General features: G+C 47.4%; 19 protein-coding genes. 9 read left to right on the forward strand and 10 right to left on the reverse strand.

Annotation, left to right across the window (positions count from 1 at the left end):
* The first annotated feature begins 86 nt into the window (after nucleotides 1-86).
* From VNN20_15425 to VNN20_15440, 4 genes are all read left to right on the forward strand, one after another.
* A complete protein-coding gene (locus VNN20_15425) occupies nucleotides 87-695 on the forward strand; it encodes a bifunctional 4-hydroxy-2-oxoglutarate aldolase/2-dehydro-3-deoxy-phosphogluconate aldolase (protein ID HWP93583.1) in 609 nt (202 codons plus the stop codon).
* A 37-nt stretch (nucleotides 696-732) separates the two neighbouring features.
* The gene (glgA, locus tag VNN20_15430; protein ID HWP93584.1) at nucleotides 733-2214 is read left to right on the forward strand and encodes a glycogen synthase GlgA; all 1482 of its coding nucleotides are present in this window, start codon (nucleotides 733-735) and stop codon (nucleotides 2212-2214) included.
* 115 nt (nucleotides 2215-2329) lie between these two features.
* On the forward strand, nucleotides 2330-3757 hold the full coding sequence (locus tag VNN20_15435) for a DUF6600 domain-containing protein (protein ID HWP93585.1): 1428 nt from the start codon (nucleotides 2330-2332) through the stop codon (nucleotides 3755-3757).
* 99 nt (nucleotides 3758-3856) lie between these two features.
* A complete protein-coding gene (locus VNN20_15440; GenBank protein HWP93586.1) occupies nucleotides 3857-4243 on the forward strand; it encodes a hypothetical protein in 387 nt (128 codons plus the stop codon).
* 97 nt (nucleotides 4244-4340) lie between these two features.
* Here the strand turns inward: VNN20_15440 and VNN20_15445 are convergent, their stop codons facing one another.
* The 5 genes from VNN20_15445 to amrB form a co-directional block, all read right to left on the reverse strand.
* The gene (locus VNN20_15445; GenBank protein ID HWP93587.1) at nucleotides 4341-4865 is read right to left on the reverse strand and encodes a hypothetical protein; all 525 of its coding nucleotides are present in this window, start codon (nucleotides 4863-4865) and stop codon (nucleotides 4341-4343) included.
* A gap of 174 nt (nucleotides 4866-5039) precedes the next feature.
* Entirely contained in the window at nucleotides 5040-6116 is a 1077-nt protein-coding gene (mqnC, locus tag VNN20_15450; protein HWP93588.1) for a cyclic dehypoxanthinyl futalosine synthase, read from the reverse strand.
* A 152-nt stretch (nucleotides 6117-6268) separates the two neighbouring features.
* A complete protein-coding gene (locus VNN20_15455) occupies nucleotides 6269-6460 on the reverse strand; it encodes a LapA family protein (GenBank protein HWP93589.1) in 192 nt (63 codons plus the stop codon).
* Nucleotides 6461-6565: 105 nt separating this feature from the next.
* Nucleotides 6566-7189 carry a PhoU domain-containing protein gene (locus VNN20_15460; protein HWP93590.1) on the reverse strand — a complete coding sequence of 208 codons (624 nt, stop codon included), beginning with the start codon at nucleotides 7187-7189 and terminating at the stop codon, nucleotides 6566-6568.
* 119 nt (nucleotides 7190-7308) lie between these two features.
* Entirely contained in the window at nucleotides 7309-8121 is an 813-nt protein-coding gene (gene amrB, locus VNN20_15465; GenBank protein HWP93591.1) for an AmmeMemoRadiSam system protein B, read from the reverse strand.
* Between the two features lie 92 nt (nucleotides 8122-8213).
* On the opposite strand from amrB, the gene VNN20_15470 reads away from it, so the two are divergent.
* On the forward strand, nucleotides 8214-9131 hold the full coding sequence (locus VNN20_15470; protein HWP93592.1) for a cation diffusion facilitator family transporter: 918 nt from the start codon (nucleotides 8214-8216) through the stop codon (nucleotides 9129-9131).
* A gap of 134 nt (nucleotides 9132-9265) precedes the next feature.
* On the opposite strand, the gene VNN20_15475 is transcribed toward VNN20_15470, so the two are convergent.
* Both VNN20_15475 and VNN20_15480 read right to left on the reverse strand, forming a co-directional pair.
* On the reverse strand, nucleotides 9266-10510 hold the full coding sequence (locus VNN20_15475) for an exonuclease SbcCD subunit D (GenBank protein ID HWP93593.1): 1245 nt from the start codon (nucleotides 10508-10510) through the stop codon (nucleotides 9266-9268).
* Nucleotides 10511-10672: 162 nt separating this feature from the next.
* Entirely contained in the window at nucleotides 10673-11812 is a 1140-nt protein-coding gene (locus tag VNN20_15480; protein HWP93594.1) for an alanine--glyoxylate aminotransferase family protein, read from the reverse strand.
* A gap of 315 nt (nucleotides 11813-12127) precedes the next feature.
* Between VNN20_15480 and prfB the strand changes: the two genes are divergently transcribed.
* The 3 genes from prfB to VNN20_15495 all read left to right on the forward strand — a co-directional run bounded on the left by prfB (nucleotide 12128) and on the right by VNN20_15495 (nucleotide 15138).
* A protein-coding gene (gene prfB / locus VNN20_15485) for a peptide chain release factor 2 (protein HWP93595.1) occupies nucleotides 12128-13250 on the forward strand; the annotation gives its coding sequence in 2 pieces (ribosomal slippage) (nucleotides 12128-12175 and nucleotides 12177-13250; 1122 coding nt in all).
* A 669-nt stretch (nucleotides 13251-13919) separates the two neighbouring features.
* Nucleotides 13920-14789: an NAD(+)/NADH kinase gene (locus VNN20_15490; GenBank protein ID HWP93596.1), complete on the forward strand. Its 870-nt coding sequence runs from the start codon at nucleotides 13920-13922 to the stop codon at nucleotides 14787-14789.
* Nucleotides 14770-15138 carry a hypothetical protein gene (locus VNN20_15495; protein HWP93597.1) on the forward strand — a complete coding sequence of 123 codons (369 nt, stop codon included), beginning with the start codon at nucleotides 14770-14772 and terminating at the stop codon, nucleotides 15136-15138. The genes VNN20_15490 and VNN20_15495 overlap by 20 nt, the downstream gene beginning before the upstream one ends.
* 264 nt (nucleotides 15139-15402) lie before the next feature.
* On the opposite strand, the gene fmt is transcribed toward VNN20_15495, so the two are convergent.
* From fmt to VNN20_15510, 3 genes are all read right to left on the reverse strand, one after another.
* A complete protein-coding gene (gene fmt, locus VNN20_15500) occupies nucleotides 15403-16329 on the reverse strand; it encodes a methionyl-tRNA formyltransferase (protein HWP93598.1) in 927 nt (308 codons plus the stop codon).
* A 150-nt stretch (nucleotides 16330-16479) separates the two neighbouring features.
* Nucleotides 16480-17805 carry a 30S ribosomal protein S12 methylthiotransferase RimO gene (gene rimO, locus VNN20_15505; GenBank protein HWP93599.1) on the reverse strand — a complete coding sequence of 442 codons (1326 nt, stop codon included), beginning with the start codon at nucleotides 17803-17805 and terminating at the stop codon, nucleotides 16480-16482.
* The gene (locus VNN20_15510) at nucleotides 17805-18920 is read right to left on the reverse strand and encodes an AAA family ATPase (protein HWP93600.1); all 1116 of its coding nucleotides are present in this window, start codon (nucleotides 18918-18920) and stop codon (nucleotides 17805-17807) included. The genes rimO and VNN20_15510 overlap by 1 nt, the downstream gene beginning before the upstream one ends.
* A gap of 216 nt (nucleotides 18921-19136) precedes the next feature.
* Here VNN20_15510 and gltB point away from each other — a divergent pair, with 216 nt between their 5' ends.
* Nucleotides 19137-23735, forward strand: coding sequence for a glutamate synthase large subunit (gene gltB, locus VNN20_15515; protein ID HWP93601.1), 4599 nt, complete (start codon nucleotides 19137-19139; stop codon nucleotides 23733-23735).
* The last annotated feature ends 63 nt before the right edge of the window (nucleotides 23736-23798 follow it).

Below are 23798 nucleotides of genomic sequence, written 5' to 3' on the forward strand. Positions count from 1 at the left end.
ACTAAATATCCAGTCCGGGAATTATGCTGAAGTACTTGAAAACTGGAGTATGAGTTAGTTAAGGTTATAAAGGCATGGAGATGGGTTTGGTCGATTTAGTAAGAAGCTCTAAGGTTATCGCGGTAATACGTGCCGTGGGGCCGGAGACTGCGCTTCGGTCTGCCCAGGCTTGTATTGAGGGTGGGCTTAAGTTGATAGAGATAACTTTTTCCTTCTCCGGTGCAGATAAGGTCATTTCAGAATTGAGTAAAGGATACGATGTGGTGGTTGGTGCCGGAACGGTGTTGAATATGGACATGGCCAGGGCTGCCGCTGCCGCAGGCGCGAATTTCATAGTCTCTCCACACACGGACAGGGAGCTTATCCATTACGCCAAATCGAGGGACTTGCTGGTTGTAGCCGGGGCTCTCACGTCCTCAGAGATAGTTAATGCATGGAGATTGGGAGCAGACATGGTCAAGATCTTCCCGGTTAAAGCTGTGGGTGGAGCATCCTATATAAGGGCCATAAAAGAACCTCTTCCCTTTGTAGAAGTTATGACTACGGGCGGAGTTACTTTGGAAAATTTTAAGGAATTTCTCGATGCCGGAGCGACGGCCGTCGGTCTCTCTAGTGCGCTCCTCGGAAAAAACGGCTCCTTTGAGCCCGAGATTATTTACGAAAGGGCCAAACGGGTTACTCAGGAAATTAACTAAGGTTTGATGAAAGGGTCAAAATTAGGAGGACTAGGTAATGAAGGTGCTTTTTATCTCGCCGGAGATGGAACCGCTGGCAAAAGTAGGCGGGCTTGCCGATGTAGTCGGCGCACTTCCCCGGGAACTCAAACGGTTGGGCTGTGACGTTAGAGTAGTTATTCCCTATTATCAGCACGTTAAGGAAAACATCGATAAAATTGGGCTTAAGCCCAGGGAGTCAGGAAAGGAGGTGGTTGTAGCCATAGACTGGCTTCCTTTCAGGGGTAATGTCACCGAGGTCACCTTAGACCAGGTTACGGTCTATCTACTCGGCAATGACCGTCTCTTCGACCGTGAGTATATATACTCGACGCCAAAAGGGGATTATCCGGATAATTATTTGCGGTTCGGATTTCTTTCCCTGGCGGCGCTGGAGACGGCAAGGGCGCTAGGCTTCAACCCGGATATAATACACTGCCACGACTGGCAAACGGCAATGGTTCCTATCTCCCTAAGGTGGAGAAAACATCTCCGGGACGACCCATTTTTCAAGGACGCAAGGATCGTTTTTACGATTCATAATATCGCCTATCAGGGCTTATTCCCTAAGGAAATTTTGGATGAGTTTGGACTACCTTGGTATATATACACACCACAGGGGATTGAATTTTATGGGAAGGTGAATCTGTTAAAGGGGGGCATAGCCTATTCTGACCTGGTCACCACGGTAAGCCCTACCTATGCTGAAGAGATAAAGACACCGCAATACGGGTATGGCCTCGACGGGGTTCTTAGATGGGTCTCCCAGAACTCCAACAGCCTAGTGGGGATCTTGAACGGGATAGATTACGAGCTCTGGAACCCGGAGAAGGATAAAGCGCTCTATCTGAATTACGCCACCGGGGATATCGACGGCAGGCTCAAGAATAAATCCAAGCTCAAGGAGGAGCTCGGTCTCAATACAGACGAGTCGAAGCCGCTAATAGGAATGGTGTCTAGGCTGACCGAACAGAAGGGAATAGACTTGGTGGTAGAATCCCTTCGTCAAATCATAGACCTGGGCTTTCAACTGGCCATTCTCGGCACTGGCGAGGAAAGATACGAACGGATGCTGGAGAATGCCAAGCAGGTACACAGAGAAAATGTGTCTTTTTCCTCAGGATTCAGCGATGAGTTGGCCAGGAGGATTTATGCCGGCTCAGACATGTTCCTCATGCCCTCTCGTTTCGAGCCGTGTGGTCTTGGGCAGATGATCGCCTTGCGGTATGGCAGTATCCCGGTAGTAAGGGGGACGGGCGGACTCTTGGATACCATAAGGGATTACAATGCCGATAAAGAAAAAGGGAATGGATTCGTATTCTATGAGTTTTCGAAGGTGAGTTTTCTCGATGCACTAGTGCGAGCTATTTCCGTATATGAGAATCGTAATGAGTGGATGGCACTGGTTAACAGGGCGATGAGAGAGGATTTCTCCTGGAAAAGGTCGAGTGAAAAGTATCTGGAGATGTATGAAAAGCTGGCCTCGAGAGAGCGTCAATAGTATAACCAACCGGATATTTTGGGTTCTTGGGTAAAGTTACACTGCTTGAAACCGTACCAGGGTCTCGCCGGTTTATATATTACGGTAAGATTATGGTAAGAGGGGTTCAAAGGAAATGAAGAATAAAATATTAGTATTAGGATTGGCATTTGCACTGTTATTTGGAATGGGATTCAGAAATCGTGCCGAAGCGGATACCAAAGTTAGCTTCAGTGTATTCTTTGATGCCCTAGCCCCCTATGGCAACTGGGTATTCGTTCCCGAATACGGATACGCCTGGTATCCGTATAGCGTTGGGTCGAGCTGGAGACCCTATAGCTACGGCCGGTGGTCGTGGTCTGATTACGGTTGGATATGGATATCCGATGAGCCTTGGGGATGGGCTACCTATCATTACGGGAGGTGGGTCTTTGACGATTACTACGGCTGGTTATGGCTGCCGGGCACGGTTTGGGCACCGGCTTGGGTTACCTGGTTTACCGGGCCGAGTTATATAGGATGGGCACCTCTTCCACCCGATTACGATTTTTTCTATTCCGACTACGGCTACTACGGCCACCCTTACAAACACCACCATCATCATCATTATCACTACCACCACCATTACATCAAACCAAGTCACTGTGTGTTCGTTCCTTCACACCATTTCCTGCACCATAACGTGCATTCAGTGGCCTTAAGTCCCTCAAAAAACGTCACTATAATTAAGAATACAAATAAGGTGACAAACATAAAACTGGTGAATAACAAGTTGGTGAACTATGGCCCCAGCGTCAGCCTGGTCGAGAAGAGCACCAGGGCGAAAATAAGAAAGGTAAACGTGGTGGATGGCGATTTGAGGGTTATCCGAGGCGGCGCGAGTGTGAATAAACTGGAAGGCCGGGAATACCGGGTGTTTCGCCCAAAGATAGTTAAAGAGGGAAAGGAAGCACCCGTAATTAAAAAGGATATTAACGGGGGCACTGTACAGATAGACAAAAAAAGAGGAAATATTGCCCCTTATAAAGATCAAGAGAAGTCGTTGAAGAAGAAGGAAACCCTCCCGAGCAACCATTCATTCAAGGAGCCGGACGGCCAGGAATATAGAATAAATCCGGCTAAAAAGGGCAATTTATTGCAGACACACGGCCAGGAAAAGAGAATTCCCAAGAACAAAAAATCTATCGAACGAGATTATTCGAGAAAGCCGAGTATTAAAGCAGGGACTGCCTTTGTAGGCGAGAATAAGGCGATAACGGACCACGATCACATCTATTCAAACGCTAGTTATCCGGCGTACAGAAAAGGGAAGAAAGATCCGATGAAAACCGGGGACCTAATAAGAGGTAAAAAGGTTGAGAAAGCCTCGTACAAGCCGGCTAAGTTTAACGAATCTAATGAATATAAAAGAGGGAATGTGAAGGACGATAGAGTCTATAAAAACGACATTAAAAAGAATTCAGAAATGAACTGGAACTCGGAATCTCGCGGATACCAGCCTAGTAAGCGAACCTTCAACAATCAGGGTAGTCTTAGGAAGGGTCAAAGGGGTTTAAGACATTAGAGAGGTTATCTTTAAATTTATCAGTAGGGGTGCATGGCCATGCGCTCCTACAATTACCATGTAATTCCTTTACTCATCTCGTTCTGATATTATATTCCCATGAATAGCCGGTCTCAGACCAGGAAGAAGATTCACCTGAGCGGCCTGGACGAATTTTTCGCAGACAACGTCCTCGGGAAAGAGGAAAAGCCGCTTAAATTTCTTATTCATAAAGACGGGGACCCGGGCTTTATATCCGCACTTCTTCTCGATACTGAAGAAGGTATGGAAAAAGAGGGTATAGATTTTGAGCTATCATCCTGCGAATGTGCCGGTCTTGAGGGCTTGGAGGTTTCCGATTTCCTCATAAAACCGGTCTTCACAAGCTCTGCATACGAGTTCTTCGATTTTGTGCTGCTGTTTTTAGACTCCTTTGAGTGTCTCGTGGATTTCACCGGGAATGCTTGGAAAATAAAAATTTTAAAGTCCACTGTCCATGAAAGATGATAAGGTTTCTTCACGACCACACGTCTTAAACCTATCTTGGTTTTTAACTTTGAACCCAATCGGGTAGCTAGGCAATAATCTATCCAAAAGAGCAACACTAAGGAGTGTAGTTGGCATTGATGTATCGGACAATCTCGTCAGCCAGGCGTGAGTAGGCAAACGGTACTCCGCCGCTTACCGCTCCGGCCTTGGAGGTTCCTTCGAAAGTGGCCTCGGCTATAACCCTGTTGTCTCTCTTATCCAGAAAACGCACCTCCGCCGCAACCTTTACTGTCCTGACCGCTTGCTCGTACCATTCTTTGGGTTCGAGTTTGGTTATGGTCCCCTCCATAACCATGACCCCCTCGGTGACGTCTAAGGGAGAACGGCTGACGCCGACGAATGTCTGGTCTCTTTTTAGCTTGTCCGCAATTTCGTTGGGAATGCTCCAGAGGGAATCCGGGGGTACATAGGTAAGGGTCGTTTTAAAGTCCGGAATCTCGATAATCACGAACCTGGCCAGCCCCTCGGTGGGTGGCGCTGTCTGGTAGGTCCTCTGCGCCCCGCATGAAATAATGAAAATGACCGGTCCGAGCAAAAGGCAAAGTTGAAAGAAGGTAGATATAGAATTTTTTCTGTGCATATTCTTCCTCCGTACCGAGTTTAGAAAATATTCTCGTAAATAGGTTTAAAGTCAATATTAAAATACCTCTTACATGCTGAAAAATAAAGAATTATTAATGGTAGCAAAAATCACCGAGACTAAGTTAATTCGAGCAATTTTTAAGCTAGGCAGGATGGGTTTAACCAATATAAATTAGAAGTGCTTGATGATTCTATAAAAGGTATCCCGCTGTGCCGGTTTGAACCCGGCCGTTCTTATCATTTGGATGAGTTCATCAATCGATGCTCGAAGTTTATTCTCGGCACAGCCGAGCACGTTTTCATCGTAGAGAGTACCCCCTAAGTCGCTCGCTCCATAGTGAAGGGAAATGGAACCCATCTTTTTACCCTGGGTAAACCAGGAGCCCTGAAGGTGGGTGAAGTTATCCAGATATATCCTGGAAACGGCAAGCACGCGTAGATATCTTTCTCCCCCTATTTCCTGGGGGAGTTTCTTCTCCAAGAATGTGTTTCTGGGTTTGAAAGTCCAGGGTATGAAAGCCAGAAACCCTCCGGTCTCATCCTGGAGGCTTCTAATCCTATCCAGGTGTTCGATTATGTCTTCGTCTTCCTCGAAATGGCCAAACATCATGGTGGCCGTGGTTTTGAACCCGGTTTGGTGAGCCTCCCTTGTAACCTTTATCCACTGGTCGGCGTCGATTTTGAGGGGGCTTATTTTTTTTCTTACCCTGTTGCTCAATACCTCGGCGCCTCCTCCGGGTATGGTCCTCAGCCCGGCTTCCCAGAGCCTCTCCAGAACCTCTTTGGTGCTGATTCCCGAATACTTCGCAATGGCACTTATCTCCGGGGCGGAAAAGGCGTGAAGGTGTAAATCTGGTATCTCTTCTCTCACCCGTCTCACTAGCTCTAGATAGTAGTCGAGCTTGATATCCGGGTTGTGACCGCCCTGAAGAAGAACGGTAGTAGCCCCGTTATGGAAGGATGTCTTCATAATCTGGAGTAGCTCGTCGATGGTGAGGGTGTATGCATCCGAGGCCCCGGCCGGTCTCCAGAAGGCGCAGAATAGGCACTCGGTGTCACAAACGTTTGTATAGTTTGGGTTAGTGTCGGCGACAAAGGTAACGAATCCTTCCGGGTTGAATCTGGTTTTTACCATATCGGCCACCGCCCCAAGCTCGAGCAGGTCGGCCTGGCGAAGGAGTAGGAGCGCTTCGTCCGGAGTTAACCTTTCACTCCTTAAAACCTTGTTAAATATGGCTGGAACCTGCATTTCTTTTTAATTCAACCTTATTAGGTAATCACTGTCAATCTTTACTTTTTTAATAACCTGCTTTCCAACCGGCCCTCTTTCGGTCGCGGGTATATAGAACCACTCTGGTCTAAAATCATTGATATTGGCGAAATAGCGCTCCGATAAAATAGTTATATCTTTCTCCAGAGCAGCCAAATAATGGCCGAAATCGCACCAAGAACGTAAAAGACGAGATACATGATAAACGCTGAGGCCGAAAACTGCCAGAAGAGGAATTTAACATATATAGACTCGGCATTCTGGAAAAGCGCTATTACCACTATAAGTACTATCAGCATGACCACGATTGTTTTTGGTTTCATGATATCATCTCCATAGTTCTTTCCCGGTCAGGTTTTCCCCTATTATACAGATTTCGAGTGGAATCTCGAATTTGGATTATTCTGGATTAATTGAGGAATATATAGTTATACAGGAATAAAATCGGACATCTTTCTAATATGCCTTTCCACGTTGGCAAGATAGTCCAGTATGGCCAGGTAAACGGAAGAAGCCTTGGATAAACAGGTGCCCTCGATCAAACGCTCCTGGTGGGCAAGGGCATATTCGTTGACCTTATCCTGAAACCCTATCCCCTCTTCCTTGATGTACCTTATCAGAACCTTATTCTTGGTCTTCAAAGCATCACGCACGCATTCAAGAAGCTCTATGGCTTTGGCGAAAAGCGTGTTTACCTCTCTTATCGCTCTTTCGCTGAATAGCGTGCCTTCCTGATTCATGGTTCTTATACACCTTACCAGAAGCTCTATATTATCTCCTATTCTCTCAAAGTGGGCGGGGATAAAACTAAGCCCCTCTTTTATTTCGGGCGTTGCGCCCCCTTTTGATACATTAGAGATGATTAGTTGTATCAACTCCTTTTCCTTGTTGTGTATTTGTCGTCCGAGCACCTCCGCTTGATTTAATTTTTCCCGGTCATGCCGCCTAAAACCTTCCCAAGTCGCAGCCAGCATTTCCTTGGTCGAATCGCACATGGCGATAATTTCTTCTTCTAGATTCTTAGAGATTTCCACTGAGACATTTGTGGACATAGAATTATTTGCCTCCCCAATAAGGATTATAGCACCAAGATTATGCGTATGTAAATTTATTTTTTAGGTCGGAGGTGGTTGATCTTACGCCAGAATTGGTTTGATGCAACTCTGGAAATCTAGTACACCGATACCGCCGCATAGCCTACGACCCGGATGTAATCACCGCTAACATCCCCTGAAGTGGCGTGTTTTAAGAGTTCGGCATTACGGGCACCAAGCTCTAGACATGCTAGAAGCATAACCGTTGCCGGAATGACGCCGCACATAGAAATGTTGTGCTTCGACGTGACGTCCAGTAGCCCTATAGGGTCTAATGAGGTCATTTTACCTATCGCCATCAAGTCTTTTTTCTCGGTCACTGTCTGTTCCTCGTAATGGTTTAGGTCGGAGCTGGCTAATATTAGAACATCTTCTCCCAATTCTGTGACGGAATCGGAAATTACCCTGGCCATGGTTTCACATTCGCCATAGGTAAGGTGCATAAGCGTAATAGGGACAAAAATAAAATCGTCTTTAAGATACTGAAGAAAAGGTAATTGAACTTCAATCGAGTGCTCAAAAAGATGAGCGTAGGTCTCCCTTTCTACAAACTGGTGTTTTGACTGAATAAGAGAGCAAAGCTCGGAATCGACCTCTACGTCTCCAAGGGGTGTCTCCCAAAACCCATCCGGGAACATAGATATTCGAGCACCGTATCCGGTGTGATTGGGAGAGAGGATGATGATTCTTCTGGGAATCTTTATTCGAGAATAAAGCTCTCCGGCGACGCTGCCAGAATACATATATCCGGCGTGTGGAGAGACTGCTCCCAGGATTTTCTTCTTTTCTTCACCGGGTGAGTGTTTTACTAATTCGCCTAGCTCCTGGGTGAGTTCAGAGGGGTTTTCCTTGTAAAATCTTCCGGCTACGGCTGGTTTCCTCTTCACCATTTTTACACCTCGCCCCGGTTATTATTTTCCAGTTAAAGATTGTAGCATAGACTTTTGACTCTTTTTTCCTGCGTATGTATTTTTTTAAGGAAGTGGCTGAAGAAACTGGTAACAGAGACGACGTTATTTCGGGCAAGGACTCCAGTGAAAAGAACACTCTGACCCTGGTGCTCTGCCTTACCGCGGGCTTTATGCTGGTAGAGATTGCGGCCGGATTATATACCGGAAGTCTGGCCTTACTCTCCGATGCAGCACATATGTTCGTCGACGTTTTTGCTGTTTCTTTAGCGCTATTTGCCCTTTGGTTTTCTCTCAAGCCACCCACTTCTAAAAAAACCTTTGGGTTTTATAGAGCGGAGATACTGGCCGCCTTCCTGAATAGCTTACTTCTATTTGCAATTTCTATAGGGATATTTATGGAGGCGTACGAACGGCTCAGAGAACCCAGTGAGGTGAAAAGCCTGGTAATGACCGTGGTTGCGGCTATCGGGCTCTCCGTAAACCTGGTCGGAGTTTTTCTTCTTTCTAAGTTTCAAGGGAAAAGCTTGAATGCCCGTGGGGTGTTTTTCCACGTCCTGAGCGATGCTCTCGGCTCAGTCGGGGCAATAATAGCAGGCTTAATAATGCTAAAGACCAAATGGTATTATGCCGACCCAATTACCAGTATTGTTATTTCTTTTTTGATATTGAGGGGTGCTTGGGGATTGTTTAGCGAATCTCTTCATATTCTTCTCGAAGGAACCCCTAAGGGAATTGACCTTAAGGCGGTTGAAAACGCTATTTGCTCGCATAGCGGTGTTTTGAGCGTGCATGACCTTCATGCCTGGTCACTTACCCAGGGTTTTGAGGCACTGAGTGCACATCTGGTTATAGAGGATATAAAACAAAGTGAGAGTCTCATCAAAGACATAAAGAGCCACTTGCATGATAAATTCAGGATTAACCATGTAACCCTTCAATTGGAGACCGGAGAGTGTGAGACCGGGGAAAAGAACTGTTATGGGACATGAAAATCATTATAGCTTTTGTGGTGGACGCATAAATGCGTACTCACGGTTTGTTATGTTTTTATCATCGATAGCTGGTACAAGTTAGATTTAGGGACAGTTAGCGAAATGCTCTTTATGAGTAGATAACTACCGGACTAAGCCTCTTCCGATTCCCTGATAAGCTCCTTTGCGTATTTCTTCATATCCTCGGATATGTTTTTAAGCTCCGGTTTGGACCGGATGTATCTATCTAGTGCATCCATTACGTCTGTCGTTCTTGATAGCTCTGACTGTCTAATGACCCTCTCCGGCTTCTCGAAGATTTTTTCTATCTTAACCGAGTAGGCTTCAGAAAGTGCTTCCCTGATCATCTTTTCGTTGATCCTGTCCTCAGGCCTTGATACTACACACCTCACCCTTATTACGGCGTCTTTGATGTCCTCTCTTGGCAGATGTTCCAGTACCTTGGCTTCGTCCATGTTTTCCACTTTTCCCTTGACTTCCACGGTGAGGAATCTTCTTGCCGGGGTTTCCACGAATTTAAAATCGCATCTCCAGCCGTTTTCATCTTTGAATATCTCGCCCAACACAAACCCCTTTTTTTCCTTCTCCTCTGTAAAATCGATTCTCTCTATGCTTCCGGAATAGACAACCGGAGGGGTGCTATTTTCATTCAAATTCTGAAATTTGTGGATGTGTCCTAATGCCGCGTAGCTGAATACTGGGTTAGCCAGTTCCGTCCGGGGGATCGAGGGCTCAGAGATAAGAAGCGTAGTAATTTCCGTCCCGGAGAGTTGAGCGTCTCTCACGGCCACATGGCCTAGAAATACAGTCGGAAGAGATTGGTCTAACCTATTAACAAAATCCCTGATTATGTTGATGAGTCTTTTTTCTATCTCTACCTGAAGGGCTTCCGGAGATAGGGATTTATATTCTTCTTTGGCAAGCAAAGTGCTCCTCCCGGCCCAGGGCAAGCATGCGACTTGAAGCCTTCCCTCCTTGATCGGAACGAACAAAATATCCGGCTTTCTAGCGACGTAAACGCCGTCGAGATTGATAGCCGGGAATATTTCTACTGCTGAAGTTTTTCCAAGAATAGCCGGGTAATCATGGTTGCCCAGCACTATTACCACTTTCGCCTCAATTTCGGAAACGAGCCTGACAATTCTTTTGGCGAACTCCGTTTCCTCAGTTGGATGAGGGTTTTCTCTGTGGAAAACATCCCCGGCTATCAAAACTAAATCGACGGACTCCCTGATTGCAGCATCAACGACAAAATCTAAAGAACGGAGCACATCTTCAAAGCGGGTGTTCCATCCTGTAGCGGGATTGAGCCTTCCATGGGTCTCGATTCCGATATGGATGTCGGAGAGATGGATGAACTTGAGAGCGTTTCTCAATTTTGTAAGTATTTAGCCACTAATGAACACGAATTTATCGGGATAAAACAATACAAGATGCATGATACAGGATGCAAGGTGAATCATGAATCATGCATCTTGTATCCCATTTATTTTCATTCGCATCTATTAGTGTCAATTCGTGGCTGAATAACTGGGGAATTATTCCGCTCCCAGGACCTCCGACGCCTTTCTCGACCCGGCGCCGAAATCGAATTTGTATCCCAAGTCCTTGAGGACACACTCGACTGCGGAGATAACGGCGATTATGTCGGCCCTGTCTATGAACCCCATGTGAGAGATCCTGAATATCTTTCCCTTGGCCTGGTCCTGGCCGCCGGCAACGGTCATCCCGAATCGGTCTCTTAATCCGCTTATAATCTTTCCCGCGCCTATGTCCGGAGGCGACAAGGCAACGGTTAGAGCGGTGCTGGGAGAGCGCTTAGCGTATAGCTCGAGGCCTATTGCTTCTATCGCTTCCCTAGTTCCTTGAGCGAGCAGCGCATGCCGCTTGTGCAATTTCTCAAGACCCTCTTCTTTAAACCTTCTCAGCACTTCGGCTAGACCGATTATAAGGGTTATGGCTGGTGTCCATGGAACGGTATTATCTTTTGCATCCTTAAGATACCTTTTGAAATCAAAATAAAACTTGGGAAGGTTTGATCTCTCTCTAAACTTCCACGCCTTCTCGCTCATGGCTGCAAATGCCAGTCCCGGAGGCAGCATAAAGGCCTTTTGGGAACCGGCTACGAGAACGTCTATTCCCCATTCATCAAACGGAAGCGGAAAGACGCCGACAGCGGTAATACCGTCAACTATCAGTACTACATCGTCTCTTTTCCTGGTAATATGGGCAATTTCCCTGGTAGGGTGCATTACGCCGGTCGATGTCTCGCTCGCTTGAATGAGCACCGCTCTGATTGAGGCGTCCTTTGCCAGAATATCTTCAATCAGGTTGGGGTCAACTGCCTCTCCCCACTCCACTTTTATCTCTTCAACCTGGACGCCGAATGCTTGACAGATTTTGCCCCATCTTTCGCCGAACTTGCCGCCATTCACGACCAGTGCCTTGTCTCCACGGGATAGGGTATTTGCTACCGCACCTTCCATAGCTCCTGTACCAGAGGAGGCGAGAACGAAGACCTCTTCCTTTGTCCCGAATACGTACTTTAGCCCTTCTCTAACTTCGGCGAATAGCCGCTCAAACTCGGCAGTTCTATGGTGTATTATTGGCCTGGCCATCTCCAGGAGTATTTCGTCAGGAACCGGCACTGGACCGGGTGTAAATAGATACTTTTTCACTTCAATTCTCCCTTTGTATTAATAATTTAGCCACAGATGAACACGGATTTACACGAATAATCCTTATTGTTTGGATGTATGTGGGGAGTTACACGCTTATACGCCCATACTTCCCATACGTACATGTAATTGATCTCTTCATTCGTGCCTATTTATTTCCATTTCATCCACACTGCGGATGAAATACTGCGCGTGTCAATTTGTGGCTGAATAATGACAAAAACACTACCCAAAACTCTGGATAATTCAACTTGGTTTGCTTTTGTCGGTTTTGAACCTTATATTATTTTTAACCGAATTGGAGGGCCTAACTCAATGTTTGGAGAGAATAAAGAAAAGATACAGGACCTGAAGAAGAGACTAAGAATCCTTGGAGACTTTCTTTGACCTGCCTAAGAAGAGGTCACGCCTGGAAGAATTAGACACTATCATAGGTAAGCCCGATTTCTGGGACGACAACGAAAGGGCTCAGCAGTTATTAAAAGAGCAGTCCCAGACAAGAGCTTCTATAGACGAATGGGAAAAGTTATACCGAGACCTCGAAGATACCGAGGTGTTGGCGGAGCTTTCGCTGGAAGAAGAAGACGAAGAGACGGCCAAAGAGGCCCAGGCAAAGATAGCAGAGATCGAGGGGAAGGTAGAGAGTCTTGAATTCAAGAGGATACTGGGAGAGCCGGATGACGGGAGGAACGCTATAGTATCGATCAACGCCGGGGCCGGGGGAACCGAGGCTCAGGATTGGGCGGAGATGCTACTCCGGATGTATCTCCGTTATGGGGAGAGAAATGGATTTGAAATAGAAATGCTCGACCATCAACCCGGCGAAGAGGCCGGAATAAAAAGCGCCACCTTCTTTGTCAAAGGCCCCTATGCCTATGGCTATCTGAAGGCGGAAAGCGGGGTACATCGCCTGGTCCGCATTTCTCCCTTTGATGCCAACAAGAGGAGGCACACCTCGTTTGCTTCTGTGTTTGTTTCTCCGGAGATAGACGAGGATATCCAGGTTGAAATTGACGAAAAGGATTTAAGGGTTGACACCTTTCGCGCAGGCGGCAAGGGCGGTCAGCACGTCAATAAAACCGACTCCGCTGTGAGGATAACCCATATCCCTACGGGGATAGTGGTAAGCTGCCAGAACGAGCGCTCCCAGCATCAAAACCGCGCCGTCGCCATGAAGGTGCTTAGAGCCAGGCTTTACGAGCTGGAGAAGGAGAAGCAAAAGGAAAAGATCGAGGAGCTTCAATCGGCCAAGAAGGAGATAGGGTGGGGGAGCCAGATTCGCTCCTATGTGCTTCATCCATACAGGATGATTAAGGATCACAGGACCGAATACCAGACGGGAAACGTAGAATCCGTCCTCGACGGCGACCTGAGCGAATTCATAAAGAGTTATCTCCTCTATTCCGCAGGAGATAAAACAAAGCCCAGTTCCAATTAATCTCTTCTGTAATATTGAGAGTGAGCATTTATTTAATTCCGCATTGTCTATCCAGATTATTGTAGTGGACGCATACATGCGTTCCTCATACTAACTCGATGAGTGCAAGCCAAGAAAGTCGAGCATATGTTTATCAACCTGTACTTTAAACGTAATTTATGTCCTTTAATACTGTAGAGACATGCCACGGCCTGTCTCTAAAAATTGGACCAAATGTTTATAGCATATGAAACAGTTCAAATAACCGATGCAAAGACCAATAACCTAAACGTCTAAAAATGAGATTGCTGCGGTCGTGGAATTTATTCCTACGCTCCGCTCAGGACAGGCTCTGAGCTTGCAGAAGGACACCCTCGCAATGACGGGTAGGGCGAATATGAACTCTCACCAGGCACTGCTTATCATGCTCGTCATTGCCAGCCGCCTTCTTTTGGCGGCGTGGCAATCTCATATTTAGATTCCTTCGGTTCTACCCCTGCCCCCCCAAATCAATATCCCAAATCCCCGCGAAGCAGTCTCTATATTCTGACGGTTTTAATTCGTGTCCACTCGTGTCTATTAGAGTTAAGCTCCCTTCTTTAATTGGATTCTTTAACAACCGAGGTATATTATATCCAGGCCTAACCCGGAAAGCCGTAAAGTGGCCAGTCGGCATGGAGGCAAAAAGCATTGAAAGTCGGCATCATAGGAAAGACCAATATAAGGAGGGTCTTCGAGCTTACTAGAGAGCTATGCGGCTGGCTTAAAGAGAGAAAGATCCAAGTTTATGTCGAAGAAGAGCTAGGCAGGGGTATAGGGCATCCTGATTCCGTTCCCAGCGCCGAACTGCCTGAATTTGTTGATGTAATTCTGGTATTCGGTGGAGACGGCACATTCCTTCGGGTCGCCCGCCTTGTTTGTAGATACGACATCCCGATATTAGGTGTGAATCTGGGCGGGTTAGGATTTCTCACCGAGCTTACAATGGACGAGCTTTATCCCATGATGGAGCGTATTATTTCTGGAGACTATAACGTTGAAAAAAGGGATATGCTCAATGCCACGATTCACCGGGGAACCGATAGAATGGGGGACTATATCGTACTCAACGACATTGTGGTGAACAAGGGAGCAGTTGCCCGGATAGTCGACCTGGCCATATACATAAACGATTCTCACATAACTACCTTCAGAGCGGATGGCTTAATCCTGGCCACTCCTACAGGTTCTACGGCTTACTCGCTCTCTGCGGGAGGCCCCATTGTTTACCCGACCCTGCCTCTTACGATAATTACTCCTATATGCCCTCACACCCTTTCCAACCGTCCCCTGGTTGTTTCGAGCGAGACCACCATAAGGGTCAAAGTTCTGACCGATACCCACGATGTTTACCTTACTCTCGACGGACAGGTGGGGGTTAACTTGAAGATGGGGGATGTGATTGAGCTTAAAAAAGCTGATACTACGGTGAAGTTAATCAAGTCTCCTTTCCGGGATTACTTTACCATCCTCAAGACCAAACTTCTCTGGGGAGAGAGATATGCCAAGGTCGAAGGATGAGCAATTTCTTCACGACTGGGTTATTAATAAGGTCAAGGAAAAGTACTCGAAGCTTTACAAAGAGGTGCAAACAAATCCGGGAGAGGATAAGAATTATGAATTCAAGGGATCTTATCCTGATGTAGTATTTGTCAATTACGGCCAGGTTGTATTGATAGCCGAAGTAGAGACTGAGAATACGATCAATGAAGAAGAGGTCAATGAGTGGAAAGAGCTATCTAGTCTCGGAGTTCAGCTTGTGCTTCTAGTCCCTAAAGAATTACAGAATACGGCTCGGGATATATGCTGGAAGAACGGAATTGCCGCTAAGGTGAAAATTGGCTTCTTTGATGTGATGTTGAATGTTTAGAGATAATATCGGATTTAACCGTACATCTTTCCGTAATTGTCATTGGAGCGGCTTGTCCGGCGTAGCCTTTGGCAAAGCCAGAAGCACGGCAATCTCGTCTTTCTCTTTTCTGTCATTCCCTTTCCCCGGTTAAACCGTGGGATCAGCCGGGAATCCAGCCCTTACTTATTTTGATTTAAAGATATGGATTCCCGCTTACGCGGGAAGACAACAATATGACAGGTTGCCACGGTCGATTCTCTCCCTTGCGGTTGACAGCTAATCCTAACTTCCCAATACCGATCCATCTCTAATTCTTCTCCCCCTCAAAAACTCCTCAGCCTTTAATCTTTTTCCACCTTCGATTTGAAGCTCTAAAATATCAAGTGAATCATTTCCTGTTGCAACTCTTAAAATTCCAGAGTCGGATTTTATCACTTCTCCGGGGTTTCCGACGCCGTCGCTTACTCTTGCTTTGTATATTTTGAGAAGCTTCCCATCGAGGGTTGTGTATGCGCCGGGCCAGGGAAGGGTGCCGCGAATCAAGTTTCTGACCTCCTCGGCCGATTTACTCCAGATTATCTTTCCGTCTTCTTTCTTAAGCATAGGAGCATAGGTGGCCTGTGAATGGTCTTGAGGAGTTGGATTGAGTCTTCCCTCTTTCAAGAGTTTTATAGTTTCAATCAGAAGCTCGGCTCCTATAAGAGAGAGCTTTTGGGATAAAGTTTCTCCGGTGTCTTCGTCTTCAATCGGGATTTCTTTCTTGAGAAGCATGTCGCCCGTGTCCATTCCCTCGTCCATCTTCATCGTGGTAATTCCGGTGACTTTTTCTCCTCTTATTATCGCCCAGTTGATCGGTGCCGCGCCTCGGTATTTGGGAAGAATAGAAGCGTGAACGTTGATGCAACCGTGGGGAGGAAGGTCAAGTATATTCTTGGGTAGGATCTTCCCGTATGCGGCGACGCAGATCAGGTCGGGACTAAGCTTTTTAAGCTCGTTAAAAAACTCCTCGGTTTTTATCTTTTGTGGTTGTAATACTGGTATGCCCTGTTTTTCGGCAATAACCTTGGTCGGAGGTGCAGTCACATCAAGTCCTCGTCCTTTGGGTTTATCCGGTTGGCAGACAACAGCTACAATTTCATCTCCTGAATCGATCAAGGCTTGAAGTGAGGGCACCGCAAATTCCGGTGTTCCCATGAATATTATTTTCATAGAAATGGAGTATATGGCCAAAATAAAAGGTATTCAACCGATTATTAACGACCAAGGAGCAAAGGTGTAAGATGAAACAGACAAGAATGTCTGTTCTACCCAATAACTGAGATTTTGATATGGTGGGTCAGACATTCATGTCTGACAGTCTCAGCCTACCACTTCCCCAAACAGGTCATAAATATCAGCGCCTGTAATCCTTATGTTAATAAGGTCACCGGTTTTGAGTTGCCTCTCTCTCTTCACATAAGTCACCCCATCGACTTCCGGTGCCTGAGAGGGGATCCTGGCTATGTAGTTTCCGTTTTCTGTGCCTTCGATGAAACCCTCGTATGTTTTTCCGATTAAAGCTTGGTTTTTCTTCAAGGAAACTTCGGATTGAACTTCGAGCAGTCTTTCATATCGGTCTTCCTTCACATCCTCGGGGATTTGCCCTGGCATCTCCCCCGCTTTTGTCCCTTCTTCCTGTGAGTACTTAAACGCCCCGGCTCTGTCGAACTCCGTCTCCTCGACAAAATCGAGAAGCTCAGCAAACTCTTCATCCGTTTCACCGGGGAATCCTACGATGAATGTGGTACGGAGTGCCAGGTTATCAACCTCGGTGCGGAGTTTTTGGATGATCTCTCTGATGCGTGTGCTGGTAGTTTTTCTGTCCATGAGCTTCAGGATTCGGTCGTTTATGTGCTGAAGGGGCATGTCGATGTAGGGAAGGATTTTTTCTTCCTCGGCTATCAGCTTGACCAGAGAATCGGTGAATCCCCAGGGATAGCAGTAATGGATTCTAATCCATTTTATCCCATCAACTTTTACCAGTTCTCGGAGCATGGACTCTAGATTAGTCCCGATATCCCTTCCGTAGCTGGTCATGTCCTGTGCAATAAGATTTATTTCTTTTATACCGAGAACGGAAAGATTCTTCGCCTCTTCAACTATAGACTCAATCGGTCTACTTCTCATAAGCCCCCTCATCCTGGGAATTATGCAAAAGGAGCAGGTTCTGGAGCAGCCTTCCGAGACCTTTACATAAGCGGTGTGGGAAAGGGTCGTCAGAACCCTTGGTGTGTCCGGGTCATATATGGTGCCGGGAGGTGCTTTATAGAATTTTTTTATTCTCTCTTTCTTAAGAACCTCGCCGATTTTAAGAAGGTTGCCTGTGCCCCAGAATGAATCCACTTCCGGAAGCTCCCGACTAAGCTCTTCGGCGTATCTCTCCACCAGACAGCCGGTGACGATCAACTTTTTACATCTTCCTTGGCGTTTATGCTCCGAAAGCTCGATTATGGTGTTTATGGATTCTTTCTTTGCGTCGCCGATAAATCCGCAGGTGTTCACTATGAGCACATCTGCTTCTTCTTCGGAGGAGATTTCGTAGCCTGCATTCTTTAATGAACCGAGCATAAGCTCGCTATCGACGAGATTTTTGGAACATCCTAGGCTTACTATGGATACCTTCCGTGGTGAGCTTGTCGAATCCATCATGCCCGCTTCTTTACTATGTGGGAAACCTTGCCGGAGGAAACCGTCAATATAACCTCACCTTCATCGCCCTTTCCGAATATTTCAAAGGCTACTTCCTCCAGATGCTTGGATATAAGGACATCAAGCCCCCTGGCGCCGGTTTGTCTCTTGACGGCTTCTCTTATGATAAAATCTGCGACCCTTGGGTCTACCTGGAGTTTGAAACCTTCTTCCTCGAATTCCTTCTTGTATTTTTGGATCTTGAGGAAGAGTATCTCCTTCAGGGTGTCGTTATCGAGCGGGGCGAAGGGCACGATTCTGTTGAATCGGGCGATCAGTTCGGGAAGGAAGCCGAAAAGGTGAAATCTGGTTATGTCATCGGCCTCTTCTTCGCTCAGTTTGTAGGCGATTGATTCTTCTCCGTCATTCTCCTCCAGCTTTTGCAGGAAACCCATCCCGCTTTTCTCAAACAGGTTCCTTATGCCGGAGAATGCACCCACGGAGAAGAATGTGATGTCTCTCGTGGAGATTAAAGCCCGGGGACCCCTACTAGAGAAACCGAAGTCGAGTGGTATCTGGATATCAGTACCCTCCAAAATTTTAAGAAGCTCTCTCTGGACGCCGTAGCCGGAAACGTCTTTTGTAGTCCCCTGTCCGGCAAACCGGGCGCTGCTGTAAGCCCCGGCTATTTTATCGAATTCGTCTAGCACCACTACACCGCACTCGGCTATATCAATGCTCTCGTTTGCGGCGTAGACCAGTTGTACCAGAATATTTACTACGTCATCACCCACGTAGCCAGATTCGGTAAATTTGGTCATATCCACTATAATGAAGGGAAGTTTGAAGATTTCTCCAAAAAGGAGTTCGATAAGATAAGTTTTGCCGCATCCGGTCGGACCCATTAGAATCGAGTTCGGCCTGGGTGGTAGTTCCGCCCGGGGATTCTTTTTAATGTGGAGGAGTTTTAACCTTTTTACGTGTCGGTAAGCGGCGAGCGACACCGCTCTTCTGGCATTGGGTTGTCCTCGGTAACCGAGCCTTTCCAGTTCTTCGAATATTATTTTGGGAGAGTGAAGAGGGACAGACTGAATAAAGTCTTTGACGTAATACACTCTATCTCCTCTTCTCATCTGGTGTAACCTCCGTGGAATTATTATTGTATAAATTATACTGGTTATTTTCAAGTGTATTTGCCGAATCATTCAAAATGAAGATATGATAGGCTGTTAACATTTAATAAAAGAGGTTTTGTCACACCTTGTTTTAGCAGGTCTCACTCTTGATTGTTGTTTTAAACATAGTTAAACTCTACTTCTGACTCAAAGCATATTGGGGAAGGAGGCTTAATGGAACTTCTTGGGTTCCCACCAAAGCAGGGTCTCTATGATCCACAATTCGAGCGAGATTCCTGTGGTATAGGATTCATTGTAAACATTAAAGGGAGGAAATCTCATGAGATTGTGCATCAGGCGCTCACCATACTGGTAAACCTCAACCATCGCGGTGGTTGTGGCTGCGAACCAAATACCGGCGACGGTGGCGGTATCCTCATGCAGACGCCCCATAAATTCTTGAGTAAGGTGTGCGCGGAGAACGGTATCGACCTACCAGAATATGGACGTTATGGGATAGGTATGGTGTATTTACCTCCCGACCCGGCTCTGAGACGAAGCTGTGAGGAACTTTTCGAGAAAATTATCGAGGAAGAAGGTCAACAGGTTCTGGGGTGGCGAACCGTACCCACGAACAATGTCTCTGTCGGAAAGACGGCTAGGTCCTGCGAGCCGTTCATACGCCAGGTTTTTATAAAGCGAAGCCCCCGGATCGAAGATGATATGGCCTTCGAGCGAAAGCTCTATGTTATTCGCAAACGCACTACCAAAGCCATACGCTACTCCGGAATGAATGGAGGAGCGTATTTTTACATTCCCAGCCTCTCTTACAAGACCATAGTTTACAAGGGGATGCTCACCGCAGAGCAGGTTGAGGAGTATTATCCAGACCTCCTAGATCCGAACATGGAGACGGCGCTTGCCCTGGTTCATTCACGATTCAGCACGAACACCTTTCCCAGTTGGGAGCGCTCGCACCCCTATCGTTATCTGATACATAACGGAGAGATAAATACCCTACGGGGAAATATAAACTGGATGCACACGCGGCAGGCCATGTTTGAATCCACCCTATTTGGCGAGGACCTGCCCAAGGTACTTCCGGTCATTTTTCCGGACGGAAGCGACTCGGCGATGTTTGATAACTGTCTGGAGTTTCTTGTCCTGGCTGGAAGGTCCTTGCCCCATGCGGTAATGATGATGATCCCGGAGCCTTGGTCTAACCACGAGAGCATGAGTGATGAGAAGAAGGCGTTTTATGAGTATCACAGTTGCTTAATGGAACCCTGGGATGGACCCGCCTCGATTGCGTTCACCGACGGCATCAGGGTCGGCGCGGTATTGGATAGAAATGGGCTTCGTCCTTCTCGTTACTATGTCACAAAGGACGACCTGGTAATAATGGCTTCAGAGGTCGGTGTACTAGACGTACCCCCAGAGCGCGTGCTATACAAGGGACGACTTCAGCCGGGCCGAATGTTCATGATTGACACCGAAGAGGGACGAATAGTGGATGACGAGGAGTTAAAGCATAGAATAGCTACCGAGCATCCTTACCGGCTCTGGTTAAACGAACATTTGGTGTCACTCGAAGACTTACCTGAAGCACCTCATATCCCGGAGCATGATCACGAAACGGTGCTTCAGCGGCAACAGGCTTTCGGATACACATTTGAAGACTTGAGAATCATGATGGCGCCGATGGCAAAGGACGGGGTTGACCCGGTTGGGTCTATGGGAAACGACGTGCCGCTAGCCGTTCTTTCGGACAGGCCCCAGCTTCTTTACAATTATTTCAAGCAGTTGTTCGCTCAGGTAACCAACCCTCCAATTGACTCCATTCGTGAGGAGATAATCACAGCGACGGAAACCACCATCGGCCCGGAAAGAAATCTCCTGGTGCCAGAACCGGAGAGCTGCCGTCAAATCAAGCTCAAAACGCCCATACTGACCAACGAAGAACTGGAAAAGCTTCGCCACGTCAACATTCCTGGATTCAGGTCTGTCACACTGCCGATCCTATTCAAGGTTTCAGAAGGGGGAAGAGGATTGGAAAAGGCTATGGACGAGCTTTACAGCCAGGCGGACCGGGCTATCTCCGAAGGAGCCAATATACTCATACTTTCTGACAAGGGGGTTGACCGTGAGAGCGCCCCAATCCCGGCTTTACTGGCCGTATCCGGCCTTCATCATCACTTGATTCGAGAGGGAACCCGCACTAAGGTGGGGTTGGTGCTGGAATCCGGCGAGCCTAGAGAGGTGCATCATTTTTCCCTTCTAATTGGGTATGGCGTCGGAGCAATCAATCCTTACCTGGCTTATGAAACGTTAGATGATATGATCAGTGAGGGGATGCTTAAGGATATAACCTACGAAAAAGCGGTGGAGAAGTACATAAAGGCTACGGTAAAGGGAGTGGTCAAGGTGATGTCCAAGATGGGCATCTCCACGATTCAAAGCTACCGGGGTGCCCAGATATTTGAGGCAGTAGGACTGGACCAGAAATTCATAGACAAATATTTCACCTGGACCGCATCGCGGGTGGGAGGCGTGGGAATCGATGTCATCGCCGAGGAGGCGCGCATGAGGCATGAGCGTGCATTCCCGGATCGGCCGGTTGATTGTAAGACGCTGGATGTAGGCGGGAAATACCAATGGCGGCATGATGGCGAGTACCATATGTTCAATCCACAGACGGTGCATAAGCTTCAGCGTGCTTGCCGTACCAACGACTACGAGGCATTTAAAGAGTATTCCGGGCTGGTGAATAATCACAACAAAAAGCTCAGTACCTTGCGGGGGTTACTAGAGTTTAAGTTCGCAGATAAACCAATCCCCATCCAGGAAGTCGAGCCTGTCGAATCGATAGTCAAAAGATTCAAAACTGGGGCTATATCCTATGGGGCTATCAGTCTGGAAGCCCATGAAGCTCTAGCGATTGCAATGAACCGTATCGGTGGAAAGAGCAACACGGGAGAGGGAGGGGAAGATCCTTCTCGCTTTATACCGGATGTTAATGGTGATTCTCGCAATAGTGCGATAAAACAGGTCGCATCCGGGAGATTTGGTGTCACCAGTCAATACCTGGTCAATGCAAAAGAAATTCAGATAAAAATGGCGCAGGGCGCAAAGCCGGGTGAAGGAGGACAACTCCCCGGAGCGAAGGTTTATCCTTGGATCGCTAAGGTACGATTCTCCGTCCCGGGTGTGGGATTGATTTCACCTCCTCCCCATCACGATATCTATTCAATCGAGGATTTGGCAGAATTAATCCATGACCTAAAGAATGCTAATCCAGGGGCTCGAATCAGTGTAAAGCTGGTGTCCGAGGTAGGTGTGGGCACTATCGCTGCGGGAGTGGCGAAGGGTCATGCGGATGTTGTGTTAATTAGCGGATATGAGGGTGGAACTGGTGCATCACCTCAGACTAGTATCCATCACGCCGGACTTCCCTTGGAGCTAGGACTGGCAGAAACTCATCAGACACTTTTACTGAATGACCTGAGAAGCCGGATTGTGGTAGAGGCCGATGGTCAGCTTAAGACCGGTCGAGATGTTGTGGTTGCAGCACTACTTGGAGCAGAGGAATTTGGATTTGCAACAGCACCTCTTATTGCATTGGGCTGCATCATGATGCGTGTCTGTCATCTAGATACTTGCCCCGTCGGTGTGGCCACTCAGAATCCGGAACTCCGAAAGAAATTCCAGGGAGACCCAGCACATGTGGTGAATTTCATGCATTTCATCGCCCAGGAGATGAGAGAACTGATGGCCAAGCTTGGATTCCGTACGGTCAACGAGATGATAGGACGAACAGACAAGTTGGAGGTTAAAAAGGCCGTAGACCACTGGAAGGCTAAGGGCCTGGATTTTTCAGCTATTCTTTATCAACCCGATGTGCCGCCGGAGGTGGGAAGATACTGCCAGATTCCCCAAGACCACGGGCTCGAAAAAGCGCTGGACAATCTGGTGCTTCTAGACCTCTGTAAACCTGCCCTGGAGAGACGCGAGCCGGTAGAAGCAATACTTCCTATTCACAATACTAACCGGGTGGTAGGAACCATATTGGGAAGCGAACTTACCAAGCGTTATGGTGCGGAGGGACTTCCGGAGGATACGATTCGGCTCCACTTCCGCGGGTCGGCAGGACAGAGCTTTGGGGCTTTTATACCACGAGGTATCACACTAACCCTCGAGGGTGATTCCAACGACTACATCGGAAAGGGGCTTTGCGGGGGTAAGATCATCGTCTATCCCCCCAAAGGCTCGACATTCGTTCCCGAGGAAAACATAATCATCGGCAATGTGGCGTTTTACGGCGCTACGTCTGGCGAAGCCTATATTAGAGGCATGGCCGGGGAAAGATTCTGTGTGCGTAATAGCGGTGTGAAAGCAGTAGTGGAAGCGGTAGGGGACCACGGGTGTGAATACATGACTGGAGGACTGGTCGTAGTGTTGGGTCCGACCGGGAGGAATTTTGCAGCGGGTATGTCCGGTGGTGTTGCTTACGTGCTCGACGAAACCGACGACTTCGACCGGCGATGTAACAAAGAGATGGTTTATCTTGAGCGGCTGGAAGATGTAAAGGAGATCGAGGAGATAAGGGAGCTTATACGTAAGCACGCTGATTATACTAGGAGTAGCCGGGCTCGAAACTTATTAGCGATTTGGGATGAGGTGGTACCAAAGTTTGTAAAGGTAATGCCTAGAGATTATAAACGTATGCTTCAGGCAATGAAGCGGGTTCAGGAAGCGGGCTTGAGCGGCGAGGAAGCAGTCATGGCCGCCTTCGAGGAGAATAAGCGCGACCTGGCCCGAGTCAGCGGAAACTAGGTTGCCATAAGCGATTTGCACTTTCGGTCTCGATTCAGGATAAGCAAATCGCACCCTCTATTC

It is taken from the genome of Thermodesulfobacteriota bacterium (genome assembly GCA_035559815.1).
GTDB lineage: Bacteria > Desulfobacterota_D > UBA1144 > Nemesobacterales > CSP1-2 > DATMAT01.

Excerpts from the sequence above, each read along its gene's own strand:
- fmt (HWP93598.1), bottom strand. The coding sequence starts at position 16,329 with ATGAAAATAATATTCATGGGAACACCGGAATTTGCGGTGCCCTCACTT.
- VNN20_15445 (HWP93587.1), bottom strand. The coding sequence starts at position 4,865 with ATGCACAGAAAAAATTCTATATCTACCTTCTTTCAACTTTGCCTTTTG.
- VNN20_15495 (HWP93597.1), top strand. The coding sequence starts at position 14,770 with ATGCCAAGGTCGAAGGATGAGCAATTTCTTCACGACTGGGTTATTAAT.
- VNN20_15440 (HWP93586.1), top strand. The coding sequence starts at position 3,857 with ATGAATAGCCGGTCTCAGACCAGGAAGAAGATTCACCTGAGCGGCCTG.
- VNN20_15435 (HWP93585.1), top strand. The coding sequence starts at position 2,330 with ATGAAGAATAAAATATTAGTATTAGGATTGGCATTTGCACTGTTATTT.
- VNN20_15460 (HWP93590.1), bottom strand. The coding sequence starts at position 7,189 with ATGTCCACAAATGTCTCAGTGGAAATCTCTAAGAATCTAGAAGAAGAA.
- amrB (HWP93591.1), bottom strand. The coding sequence starts at position 8,121 with ATGGTGAAGAGGAAACCAGCCGTAGCCGGAAGATTTTACAAGGAAAAC.
- VNN20_15510 (HWP93600.1), bottom strand. The coding sequence starts at position 18,920 with ATGAGAAGAGGAGATAGAGTGTATTACGTCAAAGACTTTATTCAGTCT.
- rimO (HWP93599.1), bottom strand. The coding sequence starts at position 17,805 with ATGGATTCGACAAGCTCACCACGGAAGGTATCCATAGTAAGCCTAGGA.
- VNN20_15455 (HWP93589.1), bottom strand. The coding sequence starts at position 6,460 with ATGAAACCAAAAACAATCGTGGTCATGCTGATAGTACTTATAGTGGTA.
- glgA (HWP93584.1), top strand. The coding sequence starts at position 733 with ATGAAGGTGCTTTTTATCTCGCCGGAGATGGAACCGCTGGCAAAAGTA.
- mqnC (HWP93588.1), bottom strand. The coding sequence starts at position 6,116 with ATGCAGGTTCCAGCCATATTTAACAAGGTTTTAAGGAGTGAAAGGTTA.
- gltB (HWP93601.1), top strand. The coding sequence starts at position 19,137 with ATGGAACTTCTTGGGTTCCCACCAAAGCAGGGTCTCTATGATCCACAA.